Origin of the sequence: Burkholderia sp. Ac-20365 (assembly GCF_017104715.1) — a bacterium.
Taxonomy (GTDB): Bacteria; Pseudomonadota; Gammaproteobacteria; order Burkholderiales; family Burkholderiaceae; genus Paraburkholderia.
Genome location: NZ_JAAGPI010000035.1, coordinates 12,554 through 36,080 on the forward strand (window position 1 = coordinate 12,554; position 23,527 = coordinate 36,080).

Sequence of the window (23,527 nt, forward strand, 5' to 3'; positions counted from 1 at the left end):
TATTGTCGAAGCATAGGGTTTCTGTGGCACCATTGTTAGCTCCACGTCGAATGCAAAATCTGGAGCCACGCAATTGGACTACGGGCTGTTGATGTCGAGCTTCGCGAGCCAGGCGCCCGGCCGCAAGCTCACGCAGCAAAGTTTGCTTTACGAAAGCCTGCGTCATGCCATTCTGAACGGCGATATTCGCCACGGCAGTCAGCTAGTGCCGACGCGCGCGCTCGCCGAGCAACTGGGTATCGCGCGCAACTCGGTGCTGTACGCGTATGAACGGCTTGCCGAAGAGGGTTTTATCGCGGCGAGCAGGCATGGGTCGGTTGTCAGTTGTGTTGCGACGCCAGCCGCTGATGCGCAAGCCGCCGCCGTTCCGCCCGTCAGCCGTCTGGCGCAGCGTGTTGCAGGCTTGCCGCGTGATCGCGGCACGCGTGGCATTCCTTCGCCGTTTCAGGCGGGCGTGCCGGCGCTGGACGAATTTCCCGTCGCGCAATGGCGTACGTCGATGGAACGCGCGTGGCGCGCCGTCGATACACGCGATCTCGGCTACGGCAATTACGCAGGCCACCCGTCGCTCAGGCGCGCGGTCGCGGAATACGTGCGCGTGTCGCGCGGTGTGCGTTGCACGGCCGAGCAGGTGTTCATCACGTCGGGCACGCACACGAGCCTCGACCTGTGCGCGCGCATGCTCGCCGATCCCGGCGACACCGCGTGGCTCGAGAACCCCGGCTATCAGGGCGCGCGCATCGCGTTCCAGGCTGCGGGCCTGAACATCGTGCCGATTCCCGTCGATGCTGCCGGACTCGCGCCCACGCTAGCGCACTGGCAACGCACGCCGCCGCGCCTTGTCTACATTACGCCGTCGCATCAGTATCCACTTGGCAGCGTGCTGAGCCTGGAGCGGCGCTGGTCGATCATCGACAATATCGTCGAGCGCGGTGCGTGGATCATCGAGGACGACTACGACAGCGAATTGCGCCACAGCGGCCCGCCGCTGCCGTCGGTGCAAGGCCTGCGCGATGCCGCGCCGGTCGTTTATCTCGGCACCTTCAGCAAGACGATGTTTCCGGCGCTGCGCATCGGTTTCATGATCGTACCGGCGAGCCTCGCGCCGGAGATCGGCAGCGTGATCGGCGAGATGTCGAGGCAAGGGCGCGTCGCGGACCAGATTGCGCTGGCGGATTTCATCGAGAGCGGCAAATACGCGCGGCATTTGCGGCGCATGCGCCGCATCTATCAGCAGCGGCGCGAAGCGATGGTCAGCGCGATCTACACGCATATGAACGATCTCGTGACGGTGTCGTCAGACGGTAGCGGTATGCATCTGACGATGCGCCTCGACGCGCCGCTGCTGGATCGCGATGTCAGCAATGCGCTGCGCGACCAACGCATTTCGGTCTCGCCGTTGAGCACGTATTGCCATCAGGGCGAAGGCGCGGAGCGCTATAACGGCTTCATGCTCGGTTATGCGGGTGTGCGCCCCGAGATGGCCGACAGGCTCGTTGGCGAACTCGGCGCGGCGATTCGGGTTCTGATGCGGTGACGCGCGGCAGATCACAAGCAAACAAGGGAGAAACACAATGAACCAGAACGAAGCACTCGGCGTTTTCGACGGCACGCAGGTCGTGCGTTTCGAACGTCTGCTTCCCGGCCCGATTGAACGCGTGTGGGCCTATCTGACCGAGTCCGACAGGCGCAGCCAGTGGCTTGCATCGGGCGCGCTGCCGGTGCAGTCCGGTGGCGACTTCATGATGCGCTTCGATCACTCGTTACTGTCCGCCGCGCCTGAGCTTCCGCCAGAGCCGTATCGGCAGTACGCTGGCGGGCATGACTCGCTGCATCGGCTGTTGCGCTTCGAGCCGCCGCATGTGCTCGCGTTCACGTGGGGCAGCATTCAGGACAATCTTTCGGAAGTGACCTTCGAGCTATCGGAAGCAGGCGAGCAGGTGAAGCTCGTGCTCACGCATCGCAATCTGTCGGGCCGCGACGAGCAACTCGATGTCGGCCCCGGCTGGCATAGCCATCTCGACGTGTTGCGCGAACGCCTGAACGGTACCGCGCCAGCATCGTTCTGGACGATGTTCGAAGGCATCAAGGCACGCTACGACGCGCTGTGAGCGTCGCCCGGCAAGGGTTTCCGTCATCGTGTACGATCGCAAGCCATCGCGTGCACGTTGACGGAGACCAACAGTGTTTCGTTCGATTTTCACCCGCCTTGCGCTATTGAGCGCGTTCGCCTTTTCGCAGACCTTGCCTGCCGCGCACGCCGCCGACGCTTCAACCGATCCCACCGAACATGCGGCCGATTTCATCGCGCATGACTTTCATTTTTCCGACGGCACGATCTTTCCCGAACTGCGGATTCATTACGTGACGCTCGGCACGCCGAAGCGCGATGCGCACGGCGACATTACGAATGCCGTACTGCTGCTGCACGGCACGACGGGTACGGGCAAGGCGTTTCTCACGCCGCTGATGCGCAAGGAACTGTTCGCGACCGACGAGCCGCTCGACACGCAACGCTACTTCATCGTCATTCCCGATGGCCTCGGACGCGGCGGCTCGAGCAAGCCGAGCGACGGCATGCGCACGAAGTTTCCGCACTACGGCTATGGCGATGTAGTCGAAGCGAATCACCGGCTGCTGGTCGAAGGGCTGAAGGTGCGGCATCTGAAGCTGGTGCTCGGCACATCGATGGGCGGCATGCAGACGTGGATGTGGGGCGAGCGCTATCCGGGCATGGCCGACGCGCTGATGCCGATCGCCAGCCAGCCGATCGCGATGGCGGGCCGCAACTGGCTGTGGCGGCAGATGATCGTCGGCGCGATCCGCAATGATCCGGGCTGGCAGGACGGCAACTACACCGCGCCGCCCGTGCAATGGACGCGCGTGATGCCCATCTTCACGCTGATTACGGGCAACGCGGCGCGCATGCAGGAGCAGGCGCCCGACCGCGCGTCGGCGACGCGCCTGACGGAATCGCTTGTCGCCGATGCCGCGAAAACCGATCCGAACGACGTGCTGTACTGGTTCGAGTCGTCGTGGGATTACAACCCGGAGCCGGATCTCGGCGCGATCCGCGGCCGGCTGTTTGCCGTCAATTTCGCCGACGATCTGATCAACGCCACCGATCTCAACGTGATGCAGCGGCTGATCGGCAAGGTGCCGCAAGGGCGCTATGTCGAGATGCCGGAAACGGCGCAGTCGTATGGGCACCAGACGCTCGCGCATCCAGAAGTGTGGAAGCCGTATCTGATCCAGTTGATGAACGGCGGCTGACGCCCGCGCGGGAGGCCGGCTGCGCCGCCAGCGCGGCGAGTGCGATAATCGACGTTCGCCCCAAAATGCAGAGCTGGAGAATAACGTGAGCCGCATCGACAACCCCACACGCGACCAGGAAGCCGGCGTCGCCGATTCCACTCAGGACACCACGCGCATCGACGACACGCGCATCGGCGCGGTACGTCCGCTGATTTCGCCGGCGCTGCTGCTCGACGAACTGCCGTGCCCGCCAGGCGTGCAGACGCTGGTCGAGAAGAGCCGCGTCGAAATCGCCGATATCCTGCATGGTCGCGATGACCGGCTGGTTGTCGTCGTCGGCCCGTGTTCGATCCACGACCACGATCAGGCGATGGAATACGCGCACAAGCTGAAGACAGCCGCAGACGCGCTGCGCGACGATCTGATGATCGTGATGCGTGTGTACTTCGAGAAGCCGCGTACGACGGTCGGCTGGAAGGGCTATATCAACGATCCGCGCCTGGATGGCAGCTTCCGGATCAACGAAGGCTTGCGGCGTGCGCGGGAACTGCTGCTCGAAATCAGCGGGCTCGGTCTGCCGACGGGCACGGAGTTTCTCGATCTGTTGAGCCCGCAGTACATCGCGGATCTGATCGCGTGGGGCGCGATCGGCGCGCGCACGACGGAAAGCCAGAGCCACCGGCAGCTTGCGTCGGGGCTGTCGTGTCCTATTGGCTTCAAGAACGGTACCGATGGCGGCGTGCAGATTGCAGCCGATGCGATCGTTGCGGCTGCTGCGAGCCACGCGTTCATGGGAATGACGAAGATGGGCATGGCGGCGATCTTCGAGACGCGCGGCAACGACGATGCGCACGTTATCTTGCGTGGTGGCAAGAAGGGGCCGAACTACGACGCGGCGGGCGTCGAGGAAGCATGCGCTGCGTTGCGCAAGGTCGGTTTGCGTGAGCAGGTGATGGTCGATTGCTCGCACGCGAACTCGAACAAGTCGCATGAGCGGCAGATCGAAGTCGCGCAGGATCTGGCCAATCAGCTGACGGGCGGTGAGAAGCGCATCGTCGGTGTGATGATCGAGAGCCATCTGGAAGCGGGGCGGCAGGATCTGAAGCCGGGTGTGCCGCTTGCTCGCGGAGTGTCGATTACCGATGCCTGCATTGGCTGGACTCAGACTGAGCCTGTGCTCGAGGTGCTTGCGCAGGCGGTTCGCGCGCGACGTGCAGGCTGAGGGCAGGGTTTGATGTTTGCTGGCTAGCGCCGTGTTGTTGTCCTGTGTCTGGAGGCTTATGACTAACGCGAATCCCTATTCGAAGACCGCGCCGAGTCGTGAAGATGTCGATGCGATGACGGGCGTGACTGTTGTCGAGTTCGGCACCGACTGGTGCGGGTATTGTCAGGGGGCGCAGCCGGTGATCGGGAAGGCCTTTGCTTCGCATCCGGGGACGCGGCATCTCAAGATCGAGGATGGGCCCGGCCGGCCGCTTGGGCGGTCGTTTAAGGTCAAGTTGTGGCCGACCCTGGTTTTTATGCGCGATGGCGTGGAGGTTGCGCGGGTGGTGCGGCCTACTGATGCTGGTCAGATCGAGCAGGCGTTTGCTGCTGTTGCCTGAAGTTTTTTGTTTTTGCTTTTGCTTTTGTTTTTGCGCTGGCATCCGCGGTTTGTTAGTGGTTTGCTAGCGTTGCCCCTGTGCGGGGCGGCACCTACTTTTCTTTGCCGCGGCAAAGAAAAGTAGGCAAAAGAAAGCCGCTGAACACCGCTAATTCTTGACCACCGCCTGAGGGCCCCCAACGGGTCCTCTCCTTCATGCGGCAACCTCTCAGTCACCGCCGGTTGCCTGCGCCTTGAATCGGCGCTTCACCCGCTTCACACTCCAGCGTCGCCACATACGCGATCAAATCTCCCACGTTCTATAGCGGCAAACTGTGTGTAGGTTTTCGCGCCGCATGCGCTTCACTCCGGACTTAAAAGCACGATCGGTGTCGTAGGAGCGCTGACGTGTGAAGCACTTCGACCTACACACAGTTTGCCACCTGGGCGGCCGTAACCATTCGCTGCCGCCGGCTGCGCTACGGATGATTGAAGAAGGTGAGGCGATTATTCAAGGCGTTGGCAACGCGTATCAAACGGAGTGGTTGCCGTGTGAAGCGGAAGAACTGCTGTGGGCCCTCAGGCGGTGGTCAAGAGCGGGCGGTGTTAGCCCGCTTTCTTTGCTTACTTTCTTTGCGGCGGCAAAGAAAGTAAGTGCCGCCCCGCACAGGGGCAACGCTAGCAAACCGATAACAAACCGCGGATGCCAGCGCAAAACCCCCAAAAAAAACCACCCAGCGTCACCCTTCCGGCAAATCCCCAAACAGGCTATTCAAATCCTTAGTGTCTTCCGACAGGTTATATTCCTTCTGCACATCCTTAAGCGCCGCATCCACCGTGCGCTCAAACCCAATCGCATTACCAAAGTGCTTCATCGTCCAGTTGCAACCGCTTGCGTCCGGCTCCTGCAACTGCGGGCGCGGCACGCGAATCTTCACGCCATCTTCGACAACCTCTGGCGCGCGATGAATGCGCCTGCTCACTTCATCCTGTAGCTGCGAGGCAGTACGTGTCTTGCGTAGCATGAGCGTCTCCGTTCTACGAAATCCGATTAGCCCGCCAGTCTACGCCCTCACACAAACCGCTTGCGATCATGCAGCGCACTGAAGTCCTGCACCGGACCAAGCGGCACAATCCCCGTCGGATTCACCGATCGATGGCTCTCGTAGTAATGCCACTTGATGTGCTCGAAGTTCACTGTCGCTGCAACGCCCGGATGCTGATAAATATCGCGCGTATAGGCCGACAGATTCGGATAATCCGCGATACGCCGCAGATTGCACTTGAAGTGGCCGTGATACACCGCGTCGAAACGGATCAGCGTCGTGAAGAGCCGGATGTCCGCTTCCGTCAACCGGTTGCCGGTCAGGAAGCGCTGCGTCGCCAGCTTTTTCTCCAGCCAGTCGAGCGTGTCGAATAGCGGCACGACGGCTTCTTCATATGCGGCCTGCGTCGTCGCGAAGCCCGACTTGTAGACGCCGTTGTTGACCGTGTCGTAGACGCGCGCGTTGATCGCGTCGATCTCCGCGCGCAGCGGCGGCGGGTAGAAGTCGCCCGGCTCCGCGCCGAGTTCGTCGAACGCCGAGTTCAACATGCGGATGATCTCCGACGACTCGTTGTTCACGATCGTCCGCTGATGTTTGTCCCACAGGATCGGCACCGTTACTCGGCCTGTGTAATGCGCGTCGGCGGCGACGTAAACGTCGCGCAGATACTTCGCGTGATTGAGCGTGTCGGGCACGACGCCCGGACCGTCGGCGAAAGTCCAGCCGTCTTCCAGCATCAGCCAGTGCACGACCGAGACGCTGATTATGTCCTCCAGCCCCTTCAGCGCGCGCACGATCAGCGTGCGATGCGCCCACGGGCATGCAAGGCTCACATACAGGTGATAACGGCCCGCTTCCGCTTCGAAGCCGTCGCTGCCGCTCGGGCCCGCTTCGCCGTCGGGCGTCACCCAGTTGCGGAAGATGGCGTCCGTGCGCACGAAGCGCCCGCCCGTCGATGCCGTGTCATACCACTTGTCCTGCCATTTTCCGTCGACTAACAATCCCATTTCGGTGCTCCTTGCGTCCTGCATCCTGAACCAGCGCGCCATGCGTGCCGCCGCTGCGATGTTAGCCGCGCGGCAAGGCATCGGCAGAAGACCCTATGATGGACCCCGGTTCAAGTTTTGCCGTACGATTTTCCCGTTGATCTCATTCGACAGGTTCGCACATGTTGACGGACGAAGAGCTTGCGCTGCTCGAAGCGATACGCGAAAGCGGCAGCCTGTCGCGCGCGGCGGCGCGGCTCGGCAAGGCGCCGTCGACGGTGTCGCACGCGGCACGCCAGCTCGAAACGCGCTTCGACGCGCTGCTGTTCGACCGCCGCCGCTATCGTCTGCAACTGACGCCCGCCGGGCAGCTGCTCGCCGAAGAGGCGGCGCGCCTGATGCAGGACGTGTCGCGCATGACGCAGCGCGTGCGGCAGATCGCGAGCGGCTGGGAAGACCGCCTGTGGATCGTCACCGACGAACTGATGGAATTCGAAACCTTCATGCCCGTCGTCCATGCGTTCGACGCGCTGCAATCGGGCGTCAAGCTGCGTCTGACGACAGAAGTGCTCAGCGGCACATGGGAAGCGCTGCGCGACGGCCGCGCCGACCTGATCGTCGGCGCGACCAACGAGCCGCCCGCCATTCCGGGCCTGCGCTGGTTCGAACTCGGCGTGGTCGACTGGGTGTTCGCCGTGTCGCCCCGGCATGCATTCGCGAGCATCAAGGAGCCGTTGCGGCGCGAGCAGATCGCGAAGCAGCGCGGCATCGTCGTCGCCGATTCGTCGCGCGCGAGCGGCCGCGCTTACGGGCTGCTCGGCGGCCAGACTTCGCTCGCGGTGCCCAGCATGCGTGCGAAAATCCTCGCTCAGCGCGACGGGCTCGGTGTCGGCTGGCTGCCGCGCCAGCGCGTCGCGTCGCTGCTCAAGCGCGGCGAACTGGTCGAAAAGCCCACCGCCGATCCCCGGGAACCCAATGTGCTGTATGTCGCGTGGCGCGGCGATCAGGAAGGCCGCGCACTGAAATGGTGGCTCGACCAGCTTCGCGAGCCGCGCCTCGCAAAACGCCTCGTGCAGGGAATCGACCAGTTCGCGTGAACGCCGGGTTGCCTGAAACATCCGGAAATGCGACGGAAACGCGTGGTTCGCACGTTGAAGGAATAAAGCGACCGGATGGGGCGTTCTGTTGTTAAGACGATTGCAGTGCGCGGCAGTATTGAACGATCCCAGCGCCGCTTGCAGATTGCTTTCGCCGCCCCCTACCGATTTCCAACCAGAACGGCTCATGAACACATCGACAACTTCCCGCACGGCCTCGCGCGACGGCATCGACACGCTTTCCACGCCCGCGCACGCGTCGCGCTACACACGCACGGCGATGATCCTGCACTGGCTCATTGCGGTGCTCATCATCGTCAATGTGGTGCTTGGCCTGTCAGCCGATTCATTGCCGGACGACTGGGTGCGCCCCGTCATCGACACGCACAAGTCGATCGGCATCACGGTGCTCGGCCTCGCGTTGCTGCGCGTGCTGTGGCGCGCATCGCACCGGCCGCCGCCGTTGCCGCGTGAGTTTCCATCGTGGGAGCGCATGGCCGCTCATGTCGCACATTTCCTGCTGTACTTCATCATGATCGCGCTGCCGCTGTCGGGCTGGATGCACGATTCCGCGTGGAAGGCCGCGGCGACGCACCCCATGCACCTGTTCGGCGTGATTCCGTTTCCGCGTATCGGTTTGATCATGAATCTCGATCCCGCCGTGAAAGAACCGCTGCACGACAAGTTCGGCATGCTGCACACGTATCTTGGCTACGGGCTGTATGCGCTGCTGGCGATGCATATCGGCGGCGCGTTGAAGCATGAACTGCTCGACCGTCATTCCGTCATCAAGCGGATGGTGCCGTAATGGATATCGACGTGACTGAAGATGCCACGCTGACGGACGACGTCACGCTGATCAATCACAGCCTGTCGTCCGAGCCTGCTGCAACGCGCAGCGCGGGCCCGCAGCGCTCGCTGCGCGAAGCGCTGGCCGCCGCGTCGCCGCGCATCAACCCGCGCAAGGGCACGTGGCAGAGCGCCGTGATTCACGGCAGCGTGACGGCGCTTTGGCTGCTGCTGTTCGCGCGCGCGTTTTTCCTGCACGGCGCGTTCGCGTGGTCGACGGGCATCGCCTACGTGCTGTACGACACGCTGCTGCTCGCGTTCGTCACCGTGAAAACATTGCCGCTGATGCGCCGCTCGTTGCCCGCGCATCGTTCGGCCGACACCGCGAACCTGCCGACCATGGGCGTGATCGTCGCCGCGCACAACGAAGCGGCCGTGCTGCCCGTGACGCTCGCCGCGCTGCTGCGGCAGTCGCACGGACCCGCGCAGATCGTGATCGCCGACGACGGCTCGACCGACGGCACCCGCGCTCTGCTGACCAGCCACTTCGGTCTGAGCGAGCCCGCGCCCGGCGCGCTGAGCGCGCCGAGCAGCCGCTATCCGAACCTGTACTGGCTGCGCGTGCCGCACGGCGGCAAGGCGCTCGCGCTGAACGCCGCGATCGAAGTCATGACCACGGACACGGTCATGACCGTCGACGCCGACACCTTGCTCGCCGACAACGCCACCCTCGCCATGCGCGCCGCCTTCGCGCACACGCCGAAGCTGGTCGCGGCCACGGGCATCCTCGTGCCTGTCTGCAACCGCACGGCGAGTGGGCGCGTGTTCCAGTGGTTCCAGACTTACGAATACATGCGCAACTTCATCGCACGTTTCGCGTGGATGCGCGCCGACAGCCTGCTGCTGGTATCGGGTGCGTTTGCGTCGTTCCGTCGTGAGGCGCTGGTCGCTGTCGGCGGCTTCGATGCGCAATGTCTCGTCGAAGATTACGAACTGATTCACCGCCTGCGCCGCTATTCCGTCGATCACGACCTCGGCTGGGAAGTGCGCGTGGTCGGCGACGCGCACGCGCAGACGGAAGCGCCCGCGGAACTCGGCCAGTTCCTGCGCCAGCGCCGCCGCTGGTTCGCGGGCTTCCTGCAGACGCAATACTGGAACCGCGACATGACTGGCAACGCCCGCTACGGCACGCTCGGGCGGCTGATGCTGCCCGTCAAGGCGTTCGACACGATGCAGCCCATTTACGGCCTGACGGCCTTCGCGCTGCTGCTAGGTTTCGTGTTCGGCGGACACGGGCCGATCGTCGTGTCGATTTTCAGCGTGATCGGCCTGAAGACGGCAATCGATCTCGCGTTCTACGTGTGGAGCATCCATCTGTATCGCCGCTGGACGGGCCTCACGCGCGGCACGAGCCTGCCGATGGCCGTCGCCGCCGCGATCGCCGAGCCGTTCACGTTCCAGTTGCTGCGCCACGCGGGCGCGGCACTCGGCTGGCTGCAATTCCTGCGCGGCGGCAAGACCTGGGGCACGCAGCATCGCTCGGGTCTGGTCGGCGCGACACACAGCACGCAATGAGCGTTGCGACTGCAACGACCCCCGGCGCGGCGGGCTGGCTCGCAACGCGCCGGGACTGACTTTTGCTGACCGGTAGGCGATCTGTGTCGCCTACCGGCGGTCAGCCCTCATGAATCTCCGTGGCGACTTCTAGTAGACTGCTCGGGACACCGGTTTTCTAACTATCACACCGGCTCGGTCCCACGTGACCAGCCGACCGTTGTGCCTGGAGGTCTCTTTCATGCATGTAGTCGCTCCGTTGGACAGTAATTCCACCGATAACCCGTCCAAACCCGCCGTACGCGATCTGCGCCGCGTCGATATTCATCCCGACTACTGGTACCCCGTTTCATGGTCGCGCGAAGTGAAGCGCGGAAAAACGCTTGCCGTGCGCTTTGCCGGCGAGCCGATCGTGCTGGCACGCAGCGAAGCGGGCAAGGTGTTCGCGCTGGAAGATCGCTGCGCGCACCGGCAGGTGCCGCTGAGCGGCGGCGTGGTCGACGGCGAGGCGATCCGCTGCGGTTACCACGGCTGGACCTACGACTGCTCGGGCAAATGCATCGATGTGCCTTATCTCGGTCGCGAGCGCCTGCCGAATGGCGTGCGCGCGTATCCGTGCCGCGAATCGGAAGGGCTGATTTTCGTGTTTCCCGGCGACGCCACGCTCGCCGAGAGCACGCCGCTGCCGCCGCTCGGCTCCGTCGCCGACAAGGCGTACAAGACGCGGCGCTTCGGGCGCGAGGTGGGCTGCCACTACTCGTTCATGCACGAAAACCTGATGGACATGAACCATCAGTTCCTGCACCGCAAGCAGATGGGCAAGATGCGCGCACGTTCGCTCGGCCGGCGGCGCGGCGACGACTGGGTCGAAGTGGACTACACGTTCTCGCGCGAAGAGGGCCAGCAGCCCATCGGCGAGGCGCTCGTGTTCGGGCAGAGCCGCAACAAGACCAAGGTCGAGCACAAGGATGTAATGACGATCCGCACGCAGTATCCGTATCAGACGCTGCGAATCCGAACATCGGATGGCACGATCGTGATGGACCTGTGGATCTGTTACATCCCGCTCGACCGTGAGCAGCGCACCAATCGCACGTTCGGCCTGCTGTCCGTGAAGAGGCCGAAAATCGGCGCATTGCTCGACATCGCGTGGCCGCTGCTGGTGTGGTTCACCGAGCGCATTTTCAAGGAAGACCGCTGGATCGTCGAACTCGAACAGGCCGCGCACGACGCGCAAGGCGCCGACTGGAACCACGAAGTCTTCCCGGTGATCAACGAGTTGCGCGATCTGCTGCGTCAATGCGGCGCGCCGGCGGCGCGGCGGGTGATTCCCATCGAACCTGCGGCGGAGTCGGTTGCCGTTTGAGCATCCGGCGTTTCAAACGGCCATTGATCGGACGTTAGCGAGGTCCGGCGCCTGAACGTTCGGCGCCTCGCATTCACCGCGATTTTCTTCACGTGCCACGCGCGTCGTGGCCGATCGATCCTTCGACAATGCGTTATGCTTGATTTATCCGTCCCGCATCGGGCGGATGCTGCGCTTTGTTCGAAGGAGGCTGTCTCATGTCCGAGGATGGCGACGCAACTCCGCCGATCGCGGATCTGCAAATCATATCGACGCGCGTGTTCGATTTTCCGCGCGATCTCGTGTTCAAAGCCTGGACTGAGCCAGCCCATCTCGCGCACTGGTGGGGTCCGAAGGGCTTCACCAATTCCTTCCACGAATTCGATCTGCGTGCGGGCGGCAACTGGCGCTTCGTGATGCACGGACCGGACGGCGTCGACTACAAGAATCACAGTGTGTTCGTCGAGATCGCCGCGCCCGAGCGGATCGTGTTCGATCACGTGTCGGGGCCGTATTTTCGCGTCACGGCCACCTTCGATGCACTGAGCGACGAACAGACGCGCATCACTTTCTGCATGCTCTTCGAGACACCGGCCGTGTGCGCGCAGGTGAAGACCTTTGCCGTCAAGGCGAATGAAGAGAACTTCGACCGGCTGCAGAAAGAGCTGAAGCGGATGGCGTGACGCGTCGGCGTGGCGCGTGCTTCGGTATTCCATCAGTTCAATAGACGACGCCCTCACGTTCCGAAGAACGTGAGGGCGTCGTGGTCGCCTCGCGGGCCCGAGCTTGGGCGGGCCGACCGTACGCGTCAGCCCGCCACGCTTCGTGTGCGATTAGAAGCGGTGACGCATGCCAACCGATGCCACACCTTGACGGCGCGAGCTGGAGTAGCCGGTCACGTTGCCGTTGTCGATGACTGCGGGGAGCACGCTGTCCGGCGAGCTGACCAGCTGATACACGCCTTGCACGTACACGTCCGTGCGCTTCGACAGCGCGTAGTCGCCTTGCAGGCCGAACTGGTTGGCGTGGAAACGGGCGTCATCGACATTACCGTTCGTGTAGGTGTAGGCAACGCCCAGACCCAGCGCCGGCGTCAGGTTGTACTTGACGTTGGCTTCGTAGTTGTTGGTATGGAACGCGCTGGAGCCGTCCGCAAAGTTGTCGGCGCGGAATTGCGTCCATGCGAGGCCGAACACGGCCGGACCGAACGCGTAGCTTGCGCCTGCGCCGAACTGGCGCTCGCGATGGTTGATCGTGGAAACCAGCTGGCTGCCGTCCGACAGCGTGCGCAGGTTGGTCGCGCCTGCCGTGTTGCTGCTCGCCGGATTGTTCTGCTGGGCGTAGCCTGCGCCGATATGCAGACCGGCGATCTCATACGCTGCGCCGAAGCTGTACTCGCGGTTGTCCGCGAACTTCGAGCTGTTCGAGAAGCCGTACGTGCCGCCGAACGACAGGCCAGCGTAGTTGGCGCTCTTGAACTTGATCGTGTTGCTGCTCGCGTTCGTGCTGTCCTTGTCCAGGTTGTCCAGATTGCCGAGGTGCGCGAAGTTCGCGCCGCCCCAGCTGCCCGTTGCCGTCAGCGGCGCGACGAAGTCCTGCATTGCGTCGTACTGGCGGCCGACCGTGACCGTGCCCACGTCGCTCGACAGACCGACGTATGCCTGACGCGAGAACATCTTGCCGCTGTTGGCTTGCGAGCCGTTGTTCAGATTGAAGCCTTGCTCCAGCCTGAAGATGGTCTTCATGCCGCCGCCCAGGTCTTCGACGCCGCGCAGGCCGAAGCGGTTTTCATCGATTGCGCCACTGCCGAGCGCGTACTGGTGGCCACCATCGACGTTGCTCGTGTAGGTGAGAGCGGCGTCGAGCGTGCCGTACAGCGTGACGCTGCTTTGTGCGTGCGCGACCGATGCGAACGAGGCCACAGCGGCCGTCGCGATCAGAATCTTCTTCATCTGTGCTTCCTTCAGTTCTAGGGGCAATACGAGGCTTGACTACAAACGGACAAGCGATGCATGCCACGTCCAGTACGAAGTAAGACCACTCAACTTGCCCTGTTAGGGGAGGCGCAAGTATAGAAAGGCACCCTAACTATCGATTGATATTATTATTGGAAATAGTCTATTTCTAAAAAAGAAAAGAAGGTATTAGATAATTGATTTTATTTGCTTTTCGGTGGTATCGAATTTCCGGATTTTTATTGGTATAAATCCGGATGTTGTGATACGGCAACGGAGTGTGGATCTGATTTTATTGAGACAAATCATATCTAAAAAATGCGGGCGGTGCATTTAAGGAAGGTGATGATATCAAGACGGGAATGTTCGTCTTGAAGGCTTGCAGATAGGGATGATCGGTAATGGTGCCGTTGCAATGCAGTGTGTCATAAATCGAAAAACTTGATGAACTTTTTAGCGTGAGCGTGATCGCTTGATGGAAGAATTTAATGATAAGTATAAAAATTTGAAAATCAATAATACGAACGGTGCTTTGTTTGGATAACAAATAATTGCAAATTGGTGTGAGAAATGCAGGTCGACATTTCTTGACAAAACATAAGGCGACACCTGCCATCCAGTTATCGCCAATTTAAAAATTTTAAACAATTTCATTCCGTCTCAATTGCCACTCACTTGCCAAGTTCGTGACCAATGATCCCGCCAGCGACGGCGCCGCCAACCGTACCCACTGTGCTGTGCGTCGTCTCGTGCCCGACATAGCCACCCGCTGCCGCGCCGCCGACGGTGCATCCGCTCACGAGCGGCACCAGCGCCACTGCAGCGATTGCGACGCGGACGATATCGCGCTTCAACATGTCGTGCTCCTGCCTGATTGAAGATGCATACATGTCAGCAAGCGTTGTGCCATTTCCATCAGCGGAATGCCCATTCGCGCAGCAGACCTTTCCCGCCCGCGTTGCCACTTTGCTAGACTGCCTTCGCCAGCAGAATCATCGTTTGCTGCGATAGCCGCCGCGCCACCCGTCTCACGAAGTACGGCACCCCTCGAACGCAGCGGCCCCGACAACCGGAACACGGAGTCACCATGTCTTATATGCTGCTGATCGTCGAACCTACCGAACAACGCGAGGAACGCGGCGAAGTCGCGGGCCGCGCCGTCTACGACCGCATGCTGAAATACCGCGCTGAACTGCAATCGCGCGGCCAACTGATCGCGGCCGAATCGCTCGCGCCCAGCAAGAAGGGCGTGCGCATCGAGAAACGCGATGGCGAGACGCGCCTGATCGACGGGCCGTTTGCCGAAGCGAAGGAAATGATCGGCGGCTTCTTTTTGCTGAACGTCGATACCTACGAAGAAGCGTTTGCGCTCGCCGCGCAATGCCCGGCCGCCGAGTGGTGCTCGATCGAAATCCGCAAGGTCGCGCCGTGCTACGACTACTGACGGCGCTTGCCAGCGCGCCTGTCGATTCAGCGTAAAGGGTTTTCCCTGGCCGTCACGCATGTCGATCCCGTCACGCGCCGCTCGTCGTGGAAGTAAGAAGCCGCCACGGGGCTTCCTTATTCACGAGGATTCACGAGGAGAGACGGCGATGCGATTCATGATCCTGGTCAAGGCCACGGCGGACAGCGAAGCCGGCAAGATGCCGGAAGACGAACTGATCGCGCAGATGGCGACGTATCACGAAGCGTTGCAAAAGGCGGGCGTGCTGCTCGACGCGTCGGGTCTGCAGCCGAGCGCGAAGGGCTGGCGCGTGCGCTATGCCGACGGCAGGCGCACAGTGACGGAAGGACCGTTCGCGGAAACGAAAGAGCTGATCGCGGGCTACACGGTGATCCAGGTGCGCTCGCGCGAAGAAGCGATGGAATGGGCGCGCCGCTTCCCCGCGCCGTTCGGCGAACACGCCGACGGCGAGATCGAAGTGCGTCAGATGTTCGATCTCGACGACTTCGAGCCGGGCCAGTCGATCGAACGGTTTCGCAAGATCGAAGGCGCAAACCATTGACCCTGCACCCGTGAGCTTTCGAGGAACGATCATGCACAAGCAAATCTATGTGAACCTCGCCGTGAGCAGCGTGGAAAAATCACAGGCATTCTTCGCGCAACTCGGCTTCACGTTCGACAAGAAATTCACCAACGAGCAGGCCGCCTGCATGGTGATCGGCGAAAACATCTACGCGATGCTGCTCGCGAAAGACTTCTTCCAGACCTTCACGAACAAGACGCTGTGCAATCCGAAGGAGAGCACGGAGGCGCTGATCTGCCTGTCGTGCGACAGCCGTGCGCAAGTCGACGATCTGGCCAGCAAGGCGCTGGCGGCGGGCGGCGCGTTGCCGCGCCCGGCGCAGGATCACGGCTTCATGTACGAGCGCAACTTCGAGGATATCGACGGCCATATCTGGGAGCTCGTGTACATGGACCCGAACGCCGCCATGCCGGCGGCCGACGCGTCTTGAGGCCGGCCGTGACGACGGCTGCGACCCATCGTGCCATCGAGGCGGTCTGGCGGATCGAATCCGCGAAGGTCATCGCACACGTCGCGCGGATCGTGCGCGATGTCGGCGTGGCCGAGGAACTCGCGCAGGACGCGCTGGTGGCCGCGCTCGAAAACTGGCCGGATGCGGGCGTGCCGGACAATCCCGGAGCATGGCTGATGGCGACCGCGAAGAACCGCGCGCTCGACCGCTGGCGCCAGGATGCGCTGCACGCGCGCAAGCATGAGGAACTCGGCGCCGACATGGATGCGCGCGAGGCGCACATCGTGCCCGATTTCGTCGATGCACTCGACGCCGCGCGCGCCGACGATATCGGCGACGATCTGCTGCGGCTGGTGTTCACTGCGTGTCATCCGGTGCTATCGAAAGACGCGCGCGTCGCGCTCACGCTGCGCCTGCTCGGCGGCCTGACGACGGATGAAATCGCGCGCGCGTTTCTCGTGCCCGAGCCGACCATCGCGCAGCGCATCGTGCGGGCGAAGAAGACGCTGTCGGCGGCGAAAGTGCCGTTTGAAGTGCCGCAGGCGAACGACCGCGCGGTGCGGCTCGCATCCGTGCTCGAAGTGATTTATCTGATCTTCAACGAAGGCTATTCGGCGACAGCGGGCGACGACTGGATGCGTCCGACGCTATGCGAAGAAGCGCTGCGTCTAGGGCGCGTGCTCGCGGGTCTGATGCCCGACGAAAGCGAAGTGCACGGCCTCGTTGCATTGATGGAGATTCAGGCGTCGCGCACGCATGCGCGCGTCGATGGAGACGGGCGACCCGTGCTGCTGCTCGATCAGGACCGCAGCCGCTGGGATCCCCTCCTGATCCGGCGCGGGCTGACGGCGCTCGCGCGCTCGGAAGCGCTTGGCGGCATGAGCGGTCCGTACACGCTGCAGGCCGCGCTCGCCGCCTGCCATGCGCGCGCCCGCACGGCAGCGGAAACGGATTGGGCGCAGATCGTCGCGCTATACGATGCACTCGCCGAAGTCGCGCCGTCGCCGGTGGTCGATCTGAACCGCGCGGTGGCCGTCGGCATGGCTTACGGGCCGATGGCCGCTTTAGAACTCGTCGATGCGCTCGCCGACGAGCCTTCGCTAAAAAACTATCACTGGCTGCCGAGCGTGCGCGGGGATCTGCTCGCCAAGCTCGGCCGCGACGACGAAGCACGTGCGGAATTCGAGCGCGCCGCATCGATGACGCGCAACGCGCGCGAACGCGAACTGTTGCTCGAACGCGCGCGCGGCGGGCGCATGCAGTAAGTGTCAGCTTGCGACGTGCGCGAGCAGCGAGCGCACGAACGGGATTGCGTGTTCGCCCGCAACCATGCCAAGCAGTCCGAGCAGCGCGACGATAGGCGGCGCGGGCGACTTCACATCGACGATGTTGTACAGCAGTCCGACGACGACACCCGCCGCCAGCGACACGAGATACGGCTTCATACGAGTCTCCGGTTTGATTTCAGCGGGTTGCATCACATCGTGATGACGACGCGTCCGCGCGTGCCGCCTGCGACGGCCGCATACGCATCGCGCGCCTGTTCGAGCGGGAACGTCTGCGCAATCGACGGCGCCTGCAACGCGCCGCTATCGAACACGCTGGCCAGTTCCGTCATCAGCCGTGCGGAATCCGCGACGCCAAGCTTCGCGCTGTCCGCGCCGAACAGTTGTGTCTCGTTGTGATAGAAGTCGATCAGATCGAACTCGACGCGCCGCTTGCCCGTCGCGCTGATCTCGACCACGCGGCCGCGCCACTTCGCGAGCTTCAGCGCGGTTTCGAACGCGACGCCGCCGACGGCGTCGTACACCACATCCGCGCCGCCGAGTGCTTTCACGCGTTCTGGCGCGCGTTCGTCCAGCGGCACGTAGTGATCGAGAAGACGGCCTGCGGGCGAATCCGCATCCGGCTCGTGACGATCGACAGCAATCACGCGGCAGCCGCGCGACTTCGCGATCTGCACGACCGCCCCGCCCACACCGCCGCTCGCGCCGATCACGGCCACCGTTTCGCCAGCGATGAGCTGTGCATAATCGACCACGCCGAGCCAGGCGACCACGAAGTTCACGCCGATCGCCGATGCCTGCTCGTGCGTCAGCGTGCGCGGCTTGCGCGACAGCGCGCCGACGGGAATCTTGATGAACTGCGCATGCGTGCCGTCGCGCGTGAAGCCGATATCACCGCCCGTGCCCCATACTTCTGCGCCGATCCATTCGGCGGGACCGTCGACCACGACGCCGCTGAAGTCGCGGCCCGGCGTGCGCGGCAGTGTCGTGTGGCTGAAGTGGCCGGAGAGGTTCTTCACGTCGCTCGGGTTCACCGAGGCCGCTTTCACCTGCACGACGGCGCTGTCGGCGTCGGCGGCGGGTGTCGGCAGATCGACGGGGTTGAGGACTTCGGGGCCGCCAAATGCGTTGAACTGGATCGCTTTCATTGCCGCTCCTGCGGAATCTGTTGAATTCGATGGGTTTCGCTGGCTGTTTCACGATGCGTGAAGCAGCGTATGACGGCAGTCTAGATGACCGGCACGACGCTGTTCAGACAAGTACTTTCGAATATCGGACAGGGAACGGATGACGCGACAAAAGACAGACCTGCTAGGCGTGGACGGCTGCAAGGGCGGCTGGTATGCGGTCAGGCAGCACGCCCGAACAGGCGCGATCGAGACGCGCATCTGCGCATCGTTTGCCGAGGTGCTCGCGTGGGCGCCCGCGCTCGCCATCGTGGCGGTGGATATGCCGATCGGCCTGTCATCGGCGGAAAACCGCGCGTGCGATGCCGAAGCGAGGAAACGCCTGAAATGGCCGCGCAGCGCGTCGGTATTTCAGACACCGGCGCGTCAAACGCTCGGCGTGAAGGACTACAGGAAAGCCTGCGAGCTGAACCGCGAAGCGACAGGCAAAGGCATCTCGCAACAGGCCTTCAACATTCTCAGCAAGATCGCCGAAGTCGATACGGCGCTACGCGAGAGCGCGATCGATGCAAAACGCGTGTTCGAAGTGCATCCGGAGCTTGCCTTCATGCAACTTCGGATCGAACAAGGCGGCGAAGCCGTGGGGCTTAAGGAAGGCAAAACATCGGAAGCCGGGCACGCGAAACGAAAAGCCCTGCTTGAACCTGTTTTCAGCGCGGCTCTGCAGACCGCCCTCGACGAACGCATCGCGCGGCACGCACAGAAAGACGACGTGCTCGACGCATTCGCAGTGCTATGGAGCGCGCGCCGCATTGCAGCGGGCAGCGCCGTCGTGCTGCCCGAAGACGAGCCGCGCGACAGCGCCCATCTGCCGATGGTGATCCGCTACTGAGCGCCCCTGCTACCAAAGAATCACTCCGTGCCGCGCACGATGCGCAGGTCGCGTTCGGCGCCATTGCCCAACGCAGCCAGCGCTTTCTTGTAGTCGTCGGTGTCGTAGGCTGCGACGGCCTGCTCGTAGGTCGGGAATTCGACCACCACGGTGCGCTCTTTCAGGCCGCCCTCGCGAACTTCTTCAGCGGGGCCGCGCACGATGAACTTGCCGCCAGCAGCGGCAATGGCCGGCGCTGCCAGTTGTGCATAGGCAGCCAGCGCCGCCGGATCGTTCGTCTTGCGGTAATGGGTGACCCAGTATCCCTTGCTCATCTCACGTTTCCTTTCGTTAAGGTTTGGCCATGGCGACGCCGGCCGGCTGACCTGCCGGCGCCGCTGGTGCCCACGATTCTCGCTCAACAGCCGCAAGCGCGCATGCCGGCAGCGCGCCGCGTGCCGAACTCAGGACTTTAGCGCAGCCGGCACGGCCAGCGTCGCGTGCGGGTTGAAGTCGGTCGGTGGCGCGCCGAGCTCGCGGCGGAACATGTCGCTGAAGCTGCTCGGCAGATAGCCCAGTTCGCGCGCGATGCTGTTGACGGCGCGTCCTTCCGCGAGTCCCGACACCGCGACGGCCAGTTGCACCTGTCTGCGCCACTCCGCGAAGCCAATGCCGAGCTCGCGCGTGAAGAGCCGCGCCAGCGTGCGCACGCTCGCGCCGACCGACTCCGCATGCTGCTCGAAGCCGATCGCATTCGACGGATTGCCGATTACCGCGCGGCACAGCGCGTCGAGCCGCCGGTCCGACGCATCGGGCAGCGGAATGCGCAGCGACGAGCGCGGCGCATGCTCGAGTTCCAGCATCGCGAGCCGATATGCGGTGCCCAAATAGTCTTCATCGCGCGTCTGCGCCTCTTCATGTTCGGCAATCGACGCGATCAGCTCGCGCAGCAAACCGTTGATCTCAAACACGTCGCTGCGTGCGCTCAGATGACCGATGCTGCGCTCGTGGAAATACAGGTTGCGCATTTCGACGTCGCTCATCATGTGGATCGAATGCTCGGTGCCGGCAGGCAGCCACACGGCGCGCTGCGGCGGCACGACGAGCGCCTCGCGCCCGGTTTCGACCCACATCACGCCCGATACGGCATACAGCACCTGAGCCCACGTATGCGAATGCGGGTCGATGCGCAGCCCGCGCGGATAGTGCCGCGCGAGCGAATGGCCTTTGTCCGCGTCATGCAGCGCGGGCGGTGTGGCTTGCGTCATGGTTCAGTGCGTGTTGCGCTTCTTGTTGACGTCATTGTCATCGTCATCGCTTTCGTCGATGAACGGCGAGTCCGTATCGGTGCCGCCCTTGCGCAGCGCGCCGCGCGCTTCCTCGGCGAGCTGCTCGTAGCGTTTGCGAAAGCGTCCGAGATCCTTTTCGTTCAGCTCTTCGAGATCGAGCAGCGCATTGTGCGCGCCGTCCAGCGCGCGGATCAGCTCGTCGAGCTTGATCTGCATCGCGGCCGTGTCGCGGTTCTGCGTGTTCTGTATCAGGAAGACCATCAGAAAGGTGACGATCGTCGTCGACGTATTGATCACCAGTTGCCAGGTATCGCTGAAGTGGAACATCGGCCCGCTGACACCCCACACGACGACGAGCACCACCGCGATCACGAACGTTGCTGGTTTTCCCGCCATCGTCGAAAGACCCGTCGAGAACTTCGAGAACCAGTTGTTGTTTGTCACTTGGCGCTCCTGTCGTGTGAAGAAGTCCAGCCCTGACGATACCGATTCCCCTGCGCACGCGCCAGTTTGCCCGGCCGGGCGAAATCGAACGAAAAAATCCGCGACGGATTTTTGCGGTTCGCGCGTTTAACCCCAAAACCGGCCGATTTCGGACCGTTGATGGACTCAAGGGAGAACGCAATGAACATGCAAAAACTGGTCCGCGTCGCCGCGGCGGGTGTGGTGGCGCTGAGCGCTTCGGCTGCGTTTGCGCAGGAGGTGATCGTCGCGCCGATGGCGCCGCCCGGGCCGCGCGCCGAAGTGATGCCGCCGCCGCGTGCCGGCTACGCATGGGATCCCGGCCACTGGCGCTGGGCGGGCGGCCGCTACGTGTGGGTGGGCGGGCACTGGCAGACGATGCGCCCGGGTTATCGCTGGGTGCCGGGGCATTGGGTCGCGCATGGCCCGAACTGGCGCTGGGTTCCCGCGCACTGGGTGCGCTGAGCACTGCGACGGGAGACTGAAAGCGATGAAGAAACTGCTTTTGATCGCGTTGCTTGCAACGACACTCGCGGGCTGCGTCGTCGTGCCGGGGCGGCCTTACTATTACCGGCCGGCTGTCGTCGTATATTGAGCGGGCGCAGGAAGGGCATGAGCCGGCGTTGACCGCGCGTGTTGCGCGGTTCGCGGCGCTTGTATGAAGTCGGCGGATCAGAACAACAGGGAGCGACAGCAAGTGACGTCAGTACGACTCGCCGCGACATGCGCCGCGCAATGTACGCGGCATGCGCGGCTTACGCGGCTCGTGTGGCTCGTGTGGCAAACGCGGCGGAGCAGCGCGCGTTGAGCGAGCGCGATCCGGACGCGGAGCTGGTTGCGGGCGTCGGCAGGCAGGAGCCGGCTGCCGTGCGCACGCTCGTTGCGCGCAAGTTGCCGCGTCTGCTGGCGCTCGCCACGCGGATGCTGGGAGACCGTATGGAAGCGGAAGACGTCGCGCAGGAAGCGTTCATGCGCATCTGGAAGCAGGCGCCGCGCTGGCGCGAAGGCGAGGCGCGTTTCGATACGTGGCTGCATCGCGTGGCGCTGAATCTCTGCTACGACCGCTTGCGCGGGCACCGCGAGGAACCGGCCGATGAGTTGCCCGATGTGCTGCCCGACGACGCCGATCCAGCCGCCACGCCCGATGCGCAACTCGAAGCGCAGTCGCGCGACGCGCGCGTGCGTGCGGCGCTTGCCGCGTTGCCGGCGCGTCAGCGCGAGGCCCTCGTGCTGAACTACTACCAGGAACTGTCGAACATCGAGGCAGCCGCTTTGATGGGCATCACCGTCGATGCGCTCGAAAGCCTGCTGGCCCGCGCGCGCCGCAATCTGCGCGCGCAACTGGCGGGCGACGATCTTGCCGGAACGAGGACCAGGCGATGACACCAGAAAGATTTCGCGCAATCGTCGATGCGTACGGTGCTGACGCGCGTCATTGGCCCGCAGCGGAGCGCGCGGACGCGAGCGCCTGGGCCGCACAGCATCGCGTCGAGGCGGACACGCTGCTCGCGCAGGCCGCGCAACTCGATGCATGGCTCGCGAGCGATCCCGTTGCCGCACCTGATTCCGCTTTCGTCGAACGCGTGGTTGCTTCGGCGCCGTCGCGTCGTCGGCGGCGCTGGCTGTCGTTCGCGCAGCCGGGCAACCGTTCGCGTCGCGCGGGCTTGTGGTGGTCGGGCGCGGCGTTCGCGGGCGTCGGGTTGATCGGCGGGTTGGCTGGCGCGTTTGCAGTGTCGTTTTTCCTTGTGACGGGCAGTCCGTCGCCGGGACCTGAGTCTTCGTATCTGACAACTGGATTTGGCGGCACGGCCGCAGACTGGAGTGGCGAATGAGCGGACGTGCCTGGAAATTTCTGCTGGTGGGCTCGCTGGTGCTCAATGTGTTTTTGATCGGCGGCGTGGCGGGCGGCGCGTATCAGTGGTTTGCCGCGCATGGCCGCACGACGGCCACCGCCGCGCAGCCGCAGCCACGCGCGCTGCGGTTTGCGGCGGAAGAGTTGTCGGTGGAACGGCAGAGGCAGTTCGTCGATGCGTTGAAGGACGCGCGCCGCGAAGCGCGCGAGTACGCGCGCGAAGGACGCGACGACCGGCGCGAAGTGCTGCGCTTGCTGGCCGCGCCGCAACTGGACCGAACGGCGCTCGATCAGGCGCTGAACCGCACGCGCGAAGCCGATATCGCGCTGCGCTCGCGCGTCGAGCAGGGCGTTGCGGATTTCGCAGCGACCTTGTCGCCCGAGGAACGCGTGAAGTTCGCGGAAGGCTTGCGCGAACGCGGGCAATGGCGGATCGCGCAGGCGCAGCAACAGCGGCAGCAGCAAAAGCAGCCAGCGCAGAACGATCAACCTGCCAGCGAATAACCCATCGCATTCGAAATAAAAAGAACAGCGACGGAAAAGCGTCTCACGC

At 63.4% G+C, this 23,527-nt stretch carries 29 protein-coding genes; 19 read left to right on the forward strand and 10 right to left on the reverse strand.

Annotated elements, in window-relative coordinates; all coding sequences use genetic code 11:
- Positions 1-73: 73 nt before the first annotated feature.
- From G3O01_RS36075 to G3O01_RS36095, 5 genes are all read left to right on the forward strand, one after another.
- Entirely contained in the window at positions 74-1,537 is a 1,464-nt protein-coding gene (locus G3O01_RS36075) for a PLP-dependent aminotransferase family protein (RefSeq protein WP_205811788.1), read from the forward strand.
- A 37-nt stretch (positions 1,538-1,574) separates the two neighbouring features.
- Positions 1,575-2,111, forward strand: a complete 537-nt coding sequence (locus tag G3O01_RS36080; protein WP_205811789.1) for an SRPBCC family protein — start codon at positions 1,575-1,577, stop codon at positions 2,109-2,111.
- Between the two features lie 73 nt (positions 2,112-2,184).
- A complete protein-coding gene (locus G3O01_RS36085; RefSeq protein ID WP_205811790.1) occupies positions 2,185-3,273 on the forward strand; it encodes an alpha/beta fold hydrolase in 1,089 nt (362 codons plus the stop codon).
- 85 nt (positions 3,274-3,358) lie between these two features.
- Positions 3,359-4,477 (forward strand): 3-deoxy-7-phosphoheptulonate synthase, encoded by a 1,119-nt coding sequence (locus G3O01_RS36090; RefSeq protein ID WP_346779249.1) that lies wholly within the window; start codon positions 3,359-3,361, stop codon positions 4,475-4,477.
- Positions 4,478-4,535: 58 nt separating this feature from the next.
- A complete protein-coding gene (locus tag G3O01_RS36095; RefSeq protein WP_205811791.1) occupies positions 4,536-4,859 on the forward strand; it encodes a thioredoxin family protein in 324 nt (107 codons plus the stop codon).
- Between the two features lie 718 nt (positions 4,860-5,577).
- On the opposite strand, the gene G3O01_RS36100 is transcribed toward G3O01_RS36095, so the two are convergent.
- Together G3O01_RS36100 and G3O01_RS36105 are read right to left on the reverse strand one after the other, a co-directional pair.
- Positions 5,578-5,862, reverse strand: a complete 285-nt coding sequence (locus G3O01_RS36100; RefSeq protein WP_205811792.1) for a hypothetical protein — start codon at positions 5,860-5,862, stop codon at positions 5,578-5,580.
- A gap of 47 nt (positions 5,863-5,909) precedes the next feature.
- Positions 5,910-6,890, reverse strand: coding sequence for a glutathione S-transferase family protein (locus tag G3O01_RS36105; RefSeq protein WP_205811793.1), 981 nt, complete (start codon positions 6,888-6,890; stop codon positions 5,910-5,912).
- 161 nt (positions 6,891-7,051) lie between these two features.
- Here G3O01_RS36105 and G3O01_RS36110 point away from each other — a divergent pair, with 161 nt between their 5' ends.
- The 5 genes from G3O01_RS36110 to G3O01_RS36130 all read left to right on the forward strand — a co-directional run bounded on the left by G3O01_RS36110 (position 7,052) and on the right by G3O01_RS36130 (position 12,337).
- On the forward strand, positions 7,052-7,966 hold the full coding sequence (locus tag G3O01_RS36110) for a LysR family transcriptional regulator (protein WP_205811794.1): 915 nt from the start codon (positions 7,052-7,054) through the stop codon (positions 7,964-7,966).
- 187 nt (positions 7,967-8,153) lie between these two features.
- Positions 8,154-8,774, forward strand: coding sequence for a cytochrome b (locus G3O01_RS36115; RefSeq protein WP_205811795.1), 621 nt, complete (start codon positions 8,154-8,156; stop codon positions 8,772-8,774).
- Positions 8,774-10,330, forward strand: coding sequence for a glycosyltransferase (locus G3O01_RS36120; protein WP_205811796.1), 1,557 nt, complete (start codon positions 8,774-8,776; stop codon positions 10,328-10,330). The genes G3O01_RS36115 and G3O01_RS36120 overlap by 1 nt, the downstream gene beginning before the upstream one ends.
- A gap of 220 nt (positions 10,331-10,550) precedes the next feature.
- Positions 10,551-11,675: an aromatic ring-hydroxylating dioxygenase subunit alpha gene (locus G3O01_RS36125; RefSeq protein ID WP_205811797.1), complete on the forward strand. Its 1,125-nt coding sequence runs from the start codon at positions 10,551-10,553 to the stop codon at positions 11,673-11,675.
- A gap of 197 nt (positions 11,676-11,872) precedes the next feature.
- A complete protein-coding gene (locus tag G3O01_RS36130) occupies positions 11,873-12,337 on the forward strand; it encodes an SRPBCC family protein (protein WP_205811798.1) in 465 nt (154 codons plus the stop codon).
- Positions 12,338-12,487: 150 nt separating this feature from the next.
- Here the strand turns inward: G3O01_RS36130 and G3O01_RS36135 are convergent, their stop codons facing one another.
- Positions 12,488-13,606 carry a porin gene (locus G3O01_RS36135; RefSeq protein ID WP_205811799.1) on the reverse strand — a complete coding sequence of 373 codons (1,119 nt, stop codon included), beginning with the start codon at positions 13,604-13,606 and terminating at the stop codon, positions 12,488-12,490.
- A gap of 674 nt (positions 13,607-14,280) precedes the next feature.
- The gene (locus tag G3O01_RS36140) at positions 14,281-14,466 is read right to left on the reverse strand and encodes a glycine zipper 2TM domain-containing protein (protein ID WP_205811800.1); all 186 of its coding nucleotides are present in this window, start codon (positions 14,464-14,466) and stop codon (positions 14,281-14,283) included.
- A gap of 230 nt (positions 14,467-14,696) precedes the next feature.
- Between G3O01_RS36140 and G3O01_RS36145 the strand changes: the two genes are divergently transcribed.
- The 4 genes from G3O01_RS36145 (at position 14,697) to G3O01_RS36160 (ending at position 17,352) form a co-directional block, all read left to right on the forward strand.
- Positions 14,697-15,053, forward strand: coding sequence for a YciI family protein (locus G3O01_RS36145; RefSeq protein ID WP_205811801.1), 357 nt, complete (start codon positions 14,697-14,699; stop codon positions 15,051-15,053).
- Positions 15,054-15,201: 148 nt separating this feature from the next.
- On the forward strand, positions 15,202-15,615 hold the full coding sequence (locus G3O01_RS36150) for a YciI family protein (protein ID WP_205811802.1): 414 nt from the start codon (positions 15,202-15,204) through the stop codon (positions 15,613-15,615).
- A 31-nt stretch (positions 15,616-15,646) separates the two neighbouring features.
- Positions 15,647-16,066: a VOC family protein gene (locus G3O01_RS36155; RefSeq protein ID WP_205811803.1), complete on the forward strand. Its 420-nt coding sequence runs from the start codon at positions 15,647-15,649 to the stop codon at positions 16,064-16,066.
- Between the two features lie 8 nt (positions 16,067-16,074).
- A complete protein-coding gene (locus G3O01_RS36160) occupies positions 16,075-17,352 on the forward strand; it encodes an RNA polymerase sigma factor (RefSeq protein WP_205811804.1) in 1,278 nt (425 codons plus the stop codon).
- A gap of 3 nt (positions 17,353-17,355) precedes the next feature.
- Here the strand turns inward: G3O01_RS36160 and G3O01_RS36165 are convergent, their stop codons facing one another.
- Positions 17,356-17,532: a DUF1427 family protein gene (locus G3O01_RS36165; RefSeq protein WP_205811805.1), complete on the reverse strand. Its 177-nt coding sequence runs from the start codon at positions 17,530-17,532 to the stop codon at positions 17,356-17,358.
- A 32-nt stretch (positions 17,533-17,564) separates the two neighbouring features.
- Positions 17,565-18,521, reverse strand: coding sequence for an NADP-dependent oxidoreductase (locus G3O01_RS36170; protein WP_205811806.1), 957 nt, complete (start codon positions 18,519-18,521; stop codon positions 17,565-17,567).
- A 139-nt stretch (positions 18,522-18,660) separates the two neighbouring features.
- On the opposite strand from G3O01_RS36170, the gene G3O01_RS36175 reads away from it, so the two are divergent.
- Positions 18,661-19,392 (forward strand): DUF429 domain-containing protein, encoded by a 732-nt coding sequence (locus tag G3O01_RS36175; protein ID WP_205811807.1) that lies wholly within the window; start codon positions 18,661-18,663, stop codon positions 19,390-19,392.
- Between the two features lie 20 nt (positions 19,393-19,412).
- Here the strand turns inward: G3O01_RS36175 and G3O01_RS36180 are convergent, their stop codons facing one another.
- The 4 genes from G3O01_RS36180 to G3O01_RS36195 all read right to left on the reverse strand — a co-directional run bounded on the left by G3O01_RS36180 (position 19,413) and on the right by G3O01_RS36195 (position 21,292).
- Positions 19,413-19,706 (reverse strand): DUF1330 domain-containing protein, encoded by a 294-nt coding sequence (locus G3O01_RS36180; RefSeq protein WP_205811808.1) that lies wholly within the window; start codon positions 19,704-19,706, stop codon positions 19,413-19,415.
- Between the two features lie 129 nt (positions 19,707-19,835).
- Positions 19,836-20,639: a helix-turn-helix transcriptional regulator gene (locus G3O01_RS36185; protein WP_205811809.1), complete on the reverse strand. Its 804-nt coding sequence runs from the start codon at positions 20,637-20,639 to the stop codon at positions 19,836-19,838.
- Between the two features lie 3 nt (positions 20,640-20,642).
- A complete protein-coding gene (locus G3O01_RS36190; protein ID WP_205811810.1) occupies positions 20,643-21,104 on the reverse strand; it encodes a low affinity iron permease family protein in 462 nt (153 codons plus the stop codon).
- Positions 21,101-21,292 carry a hypothetical protein gene (locus G3O01_RS36195; protein WP_205811811.1) on the reverse strand — a complete coding sequence of 64 codons (192 nt, stop codon included), beginning with the start codon at positions 21,290-21,292 and terminating at the stop codon, positions 21,101-21,103. The genes G3O01_RS36190 and G3O01_RS36195 overlap by 4 nt, the downstream gene beginning before the upstream one ends.
- On the opposite strand from G3O01_RS36195, the gene G3O01_RS36200 reads away from it, so the two are divergent.
- From G3O01_RS36200 to G3O01_RS36215, 4 genes are all read left to right on the forward strand, one after another.
- Positions 21,285-21,587, forward strand: coding sequence for a YXWGXW repeat-containing protein (locus G3O01_RS36200; RefSeq protein WP_205811812.1), 303 nt, complete (start codon positions 21,285-21,287; stop codon positions 21,585-21,587). The genes G3O01_RS36195 and G3O01_RS36200 overlap by 8 nt on opposite strands.
- A 258-nt stretch (positions 21,588-21,845) precedes the next feature.
- A complete protein-coding gene (locus tag G3O01_RS36205) occupies positions 21,846-22,505 on the forward strand; it encodes an RNA polymerase sigma factor (protein WP_277403076.1) in 660 nt (219 codons plus the stop codon).
- Positions 22,502-22,954: a hypothetical protein gene (locus tag G3O01_RS36210; RefSeq protein WP_205811813.1), complete on the forward strand. Its 453-nt coding sequence runs from the start codon at positions 22,502-22,504 to the stop codon at positions 22,952-22,954. Before G3O01_RS36205 ends, G3O01_RS36210 begins: the two co-directional genes overlap by 4 nt.
- Entirely contained in the window at positions 22,951-23,478 is a 528-nt protein-coding gene (locus tag G3O01_RS36215) for a periplasmic heavy metal sensor (protein ID WP_205811814.1), read from the forward strand. The genes G3O01_RS36210 and G3O01_RS36215 overlap by 4 nt, the downstream gene beginning before the upstream one ends.
- Positions 23,479-23,527: the final 49 nt, after the last annotated feature.

Coding starts and splice junctions, on each gene's coding strand:
- G3O01_RS36210 (WP_205811813.1), top strand. CDS start 22,502: ATGACACCAGAAAGATTTCGCGCAATCGTCGATGCGTACGGTGCTGAC.
- G3O01_RS36110 (WP_205811794.1), top strand. CDS start 7,052: ATGTTGACGGACGAAGAGCTTGCGCTGCTCGAAGCGATACGCGAAAGC.
- G3O01_RS36115 (WP_205811795.1), top strand. CDS start 8,154: ATGAACACATCGACAACTTCCCGCACGGCCTCGCGCGACGGCATCGAC.
- G3O01_RS36130 (WP_205811798.1), top strand. CDS start 11,873: ATGTCCGAGGATGGCGACGCAACTCCGCCGATCGCGGATCTGCAAATC.
- G3O01_RS36120 (WP_205811796.1), top strand. CDS start 8,774: ATGGATATCGACGTGACTGAAGATGCCACGCTGACGGACGACGTCACG.
- G3O01_RS36165 (WP_205811805.1), bottom strand. CDS start 17,532: ATGAAGCCGTATCTCGTGTCGCTGGCGGCGGGTGTCGTCGTCGGACTG.
- G3O01_RS36180 (WP_205811808.1), bottom strand. CDS start 19,706: ATGAGCAAGGGATACTGGGTCACCCATTACCGCAAGACGAACGATCCG.
- G3O01_RS36170 (WP_205811806.1), bottom strand. CDS start 18,521: ATGAAAGCGATCCAGTTCAACGCATTTGGCGGCCCCGAAGTCCTCAAC.
- G3O01_RS36175 (WP_205811807.1), top strand. CDS start 18,661: ATGACGCGACAAAAGACAGACCTGCTAGGCGTGGACGGCTGCAAGGGC.
- G3O01_RS36125 (WP_205811797.1), top strand. CDS start 10,551: ATGCATGTAGTCGCTCCGTTGGACAGTAATTCCACCGATAACCCGTCC.
- G3O01_RS36150 (WP_205811802.1), top strand. CDS start 15,202: ATGCGATTCATGATCCTGGTCAAGGCCACGGCGGACAGCGAAGCCGGC.
- G3O01_RS36105 (WP_205811793.1), bottom strand. CDS start 6,890: ATGGGATTGTTAGTCGACGGAAAATGGCAGGACAAGTGGTATGACACG.
- G3O01_RS36140 (WP_205811800.1), bottom strand. CDS start 14,466: ATGTTGAAGCGCGATATCGTCCGCGTCGCAATCGCTGCAGTGGCGCTG.
- G3O01_RS36185 (WP_205811809.1), bottom strand. CDS start 20,639: ATGACGCAAGCCACACCGCCCGCGCTGCATGACGCGGACAAAGGCCAT.
- G3O01_RS36145 (WP_205811801.1), top strand. CDS start 14,697: ATGTCTTATATGCTGCTGATCGTCGAACCTACCGAACAACGCGAGGAA.
- G3O01_RS36215 (WP_205811814.1), top strand. CDS start 22,951: ATGAGCGGACGTGCCTGGAAATTTCTGCTGGTGGGCTCGCTGGTGCTC.
- G3O01_RS36205 (WP_277403076.1), top strand. CDS start 21,846: ATGCGCCGCGCAATGTACGCGGCATGCGCGGCTTACGCGGCTCGTGTG.
- G3O01_RS36195 (WP_205811811.1), bottom strand. CDS start 21,292: ATGTTCATTGCGTTCTCCCTTGAGTCCATCAACGGTCCGAAATCGGCC.
- G3O01_RS36155 (WP_205811803.1), top strand. CDS start 15,647: ATGCACAAGCAAATCTATGTGAACCTCGCCGTGAGCAGCGTGGAAAAA.
- G3O01_RS36100 (WP_205811792.1), bottom strand. CDS start 5,862: ATGCTACGCAAGACACGTACTGCCTCGCAGCTACAGGATGAAGTGAGC.
- G3O01_RS36080 (WP_205811789.1), top strand. CDS start 1,575: ATGAACCAGAACGAAGCACTCGGCGTTTTCGACGGCACGCAGGTCGTG.
- G3O01_RS36135 (WP_205811799.1), bottom strand. CDS start 13,606: ATGAAGAAGATTCTGATCGCGACGGCCGCTGTGGCCTCGTTCGCATCG.
- G3O01_RS36095 (WP_205811791.1), top strand. CDS start 4,536: ATGACTAACGCGAATCCCTATTCGAAGACCGCGCCGAGTCGTGAAGAT.
- G3O01_RS36200 (WP_205811812.1), top strand. CDS start 21,285: ATGAACATGCAAAAACTGGTCCGCGTCGCCGCGGCGGGTGTGGTGGCG.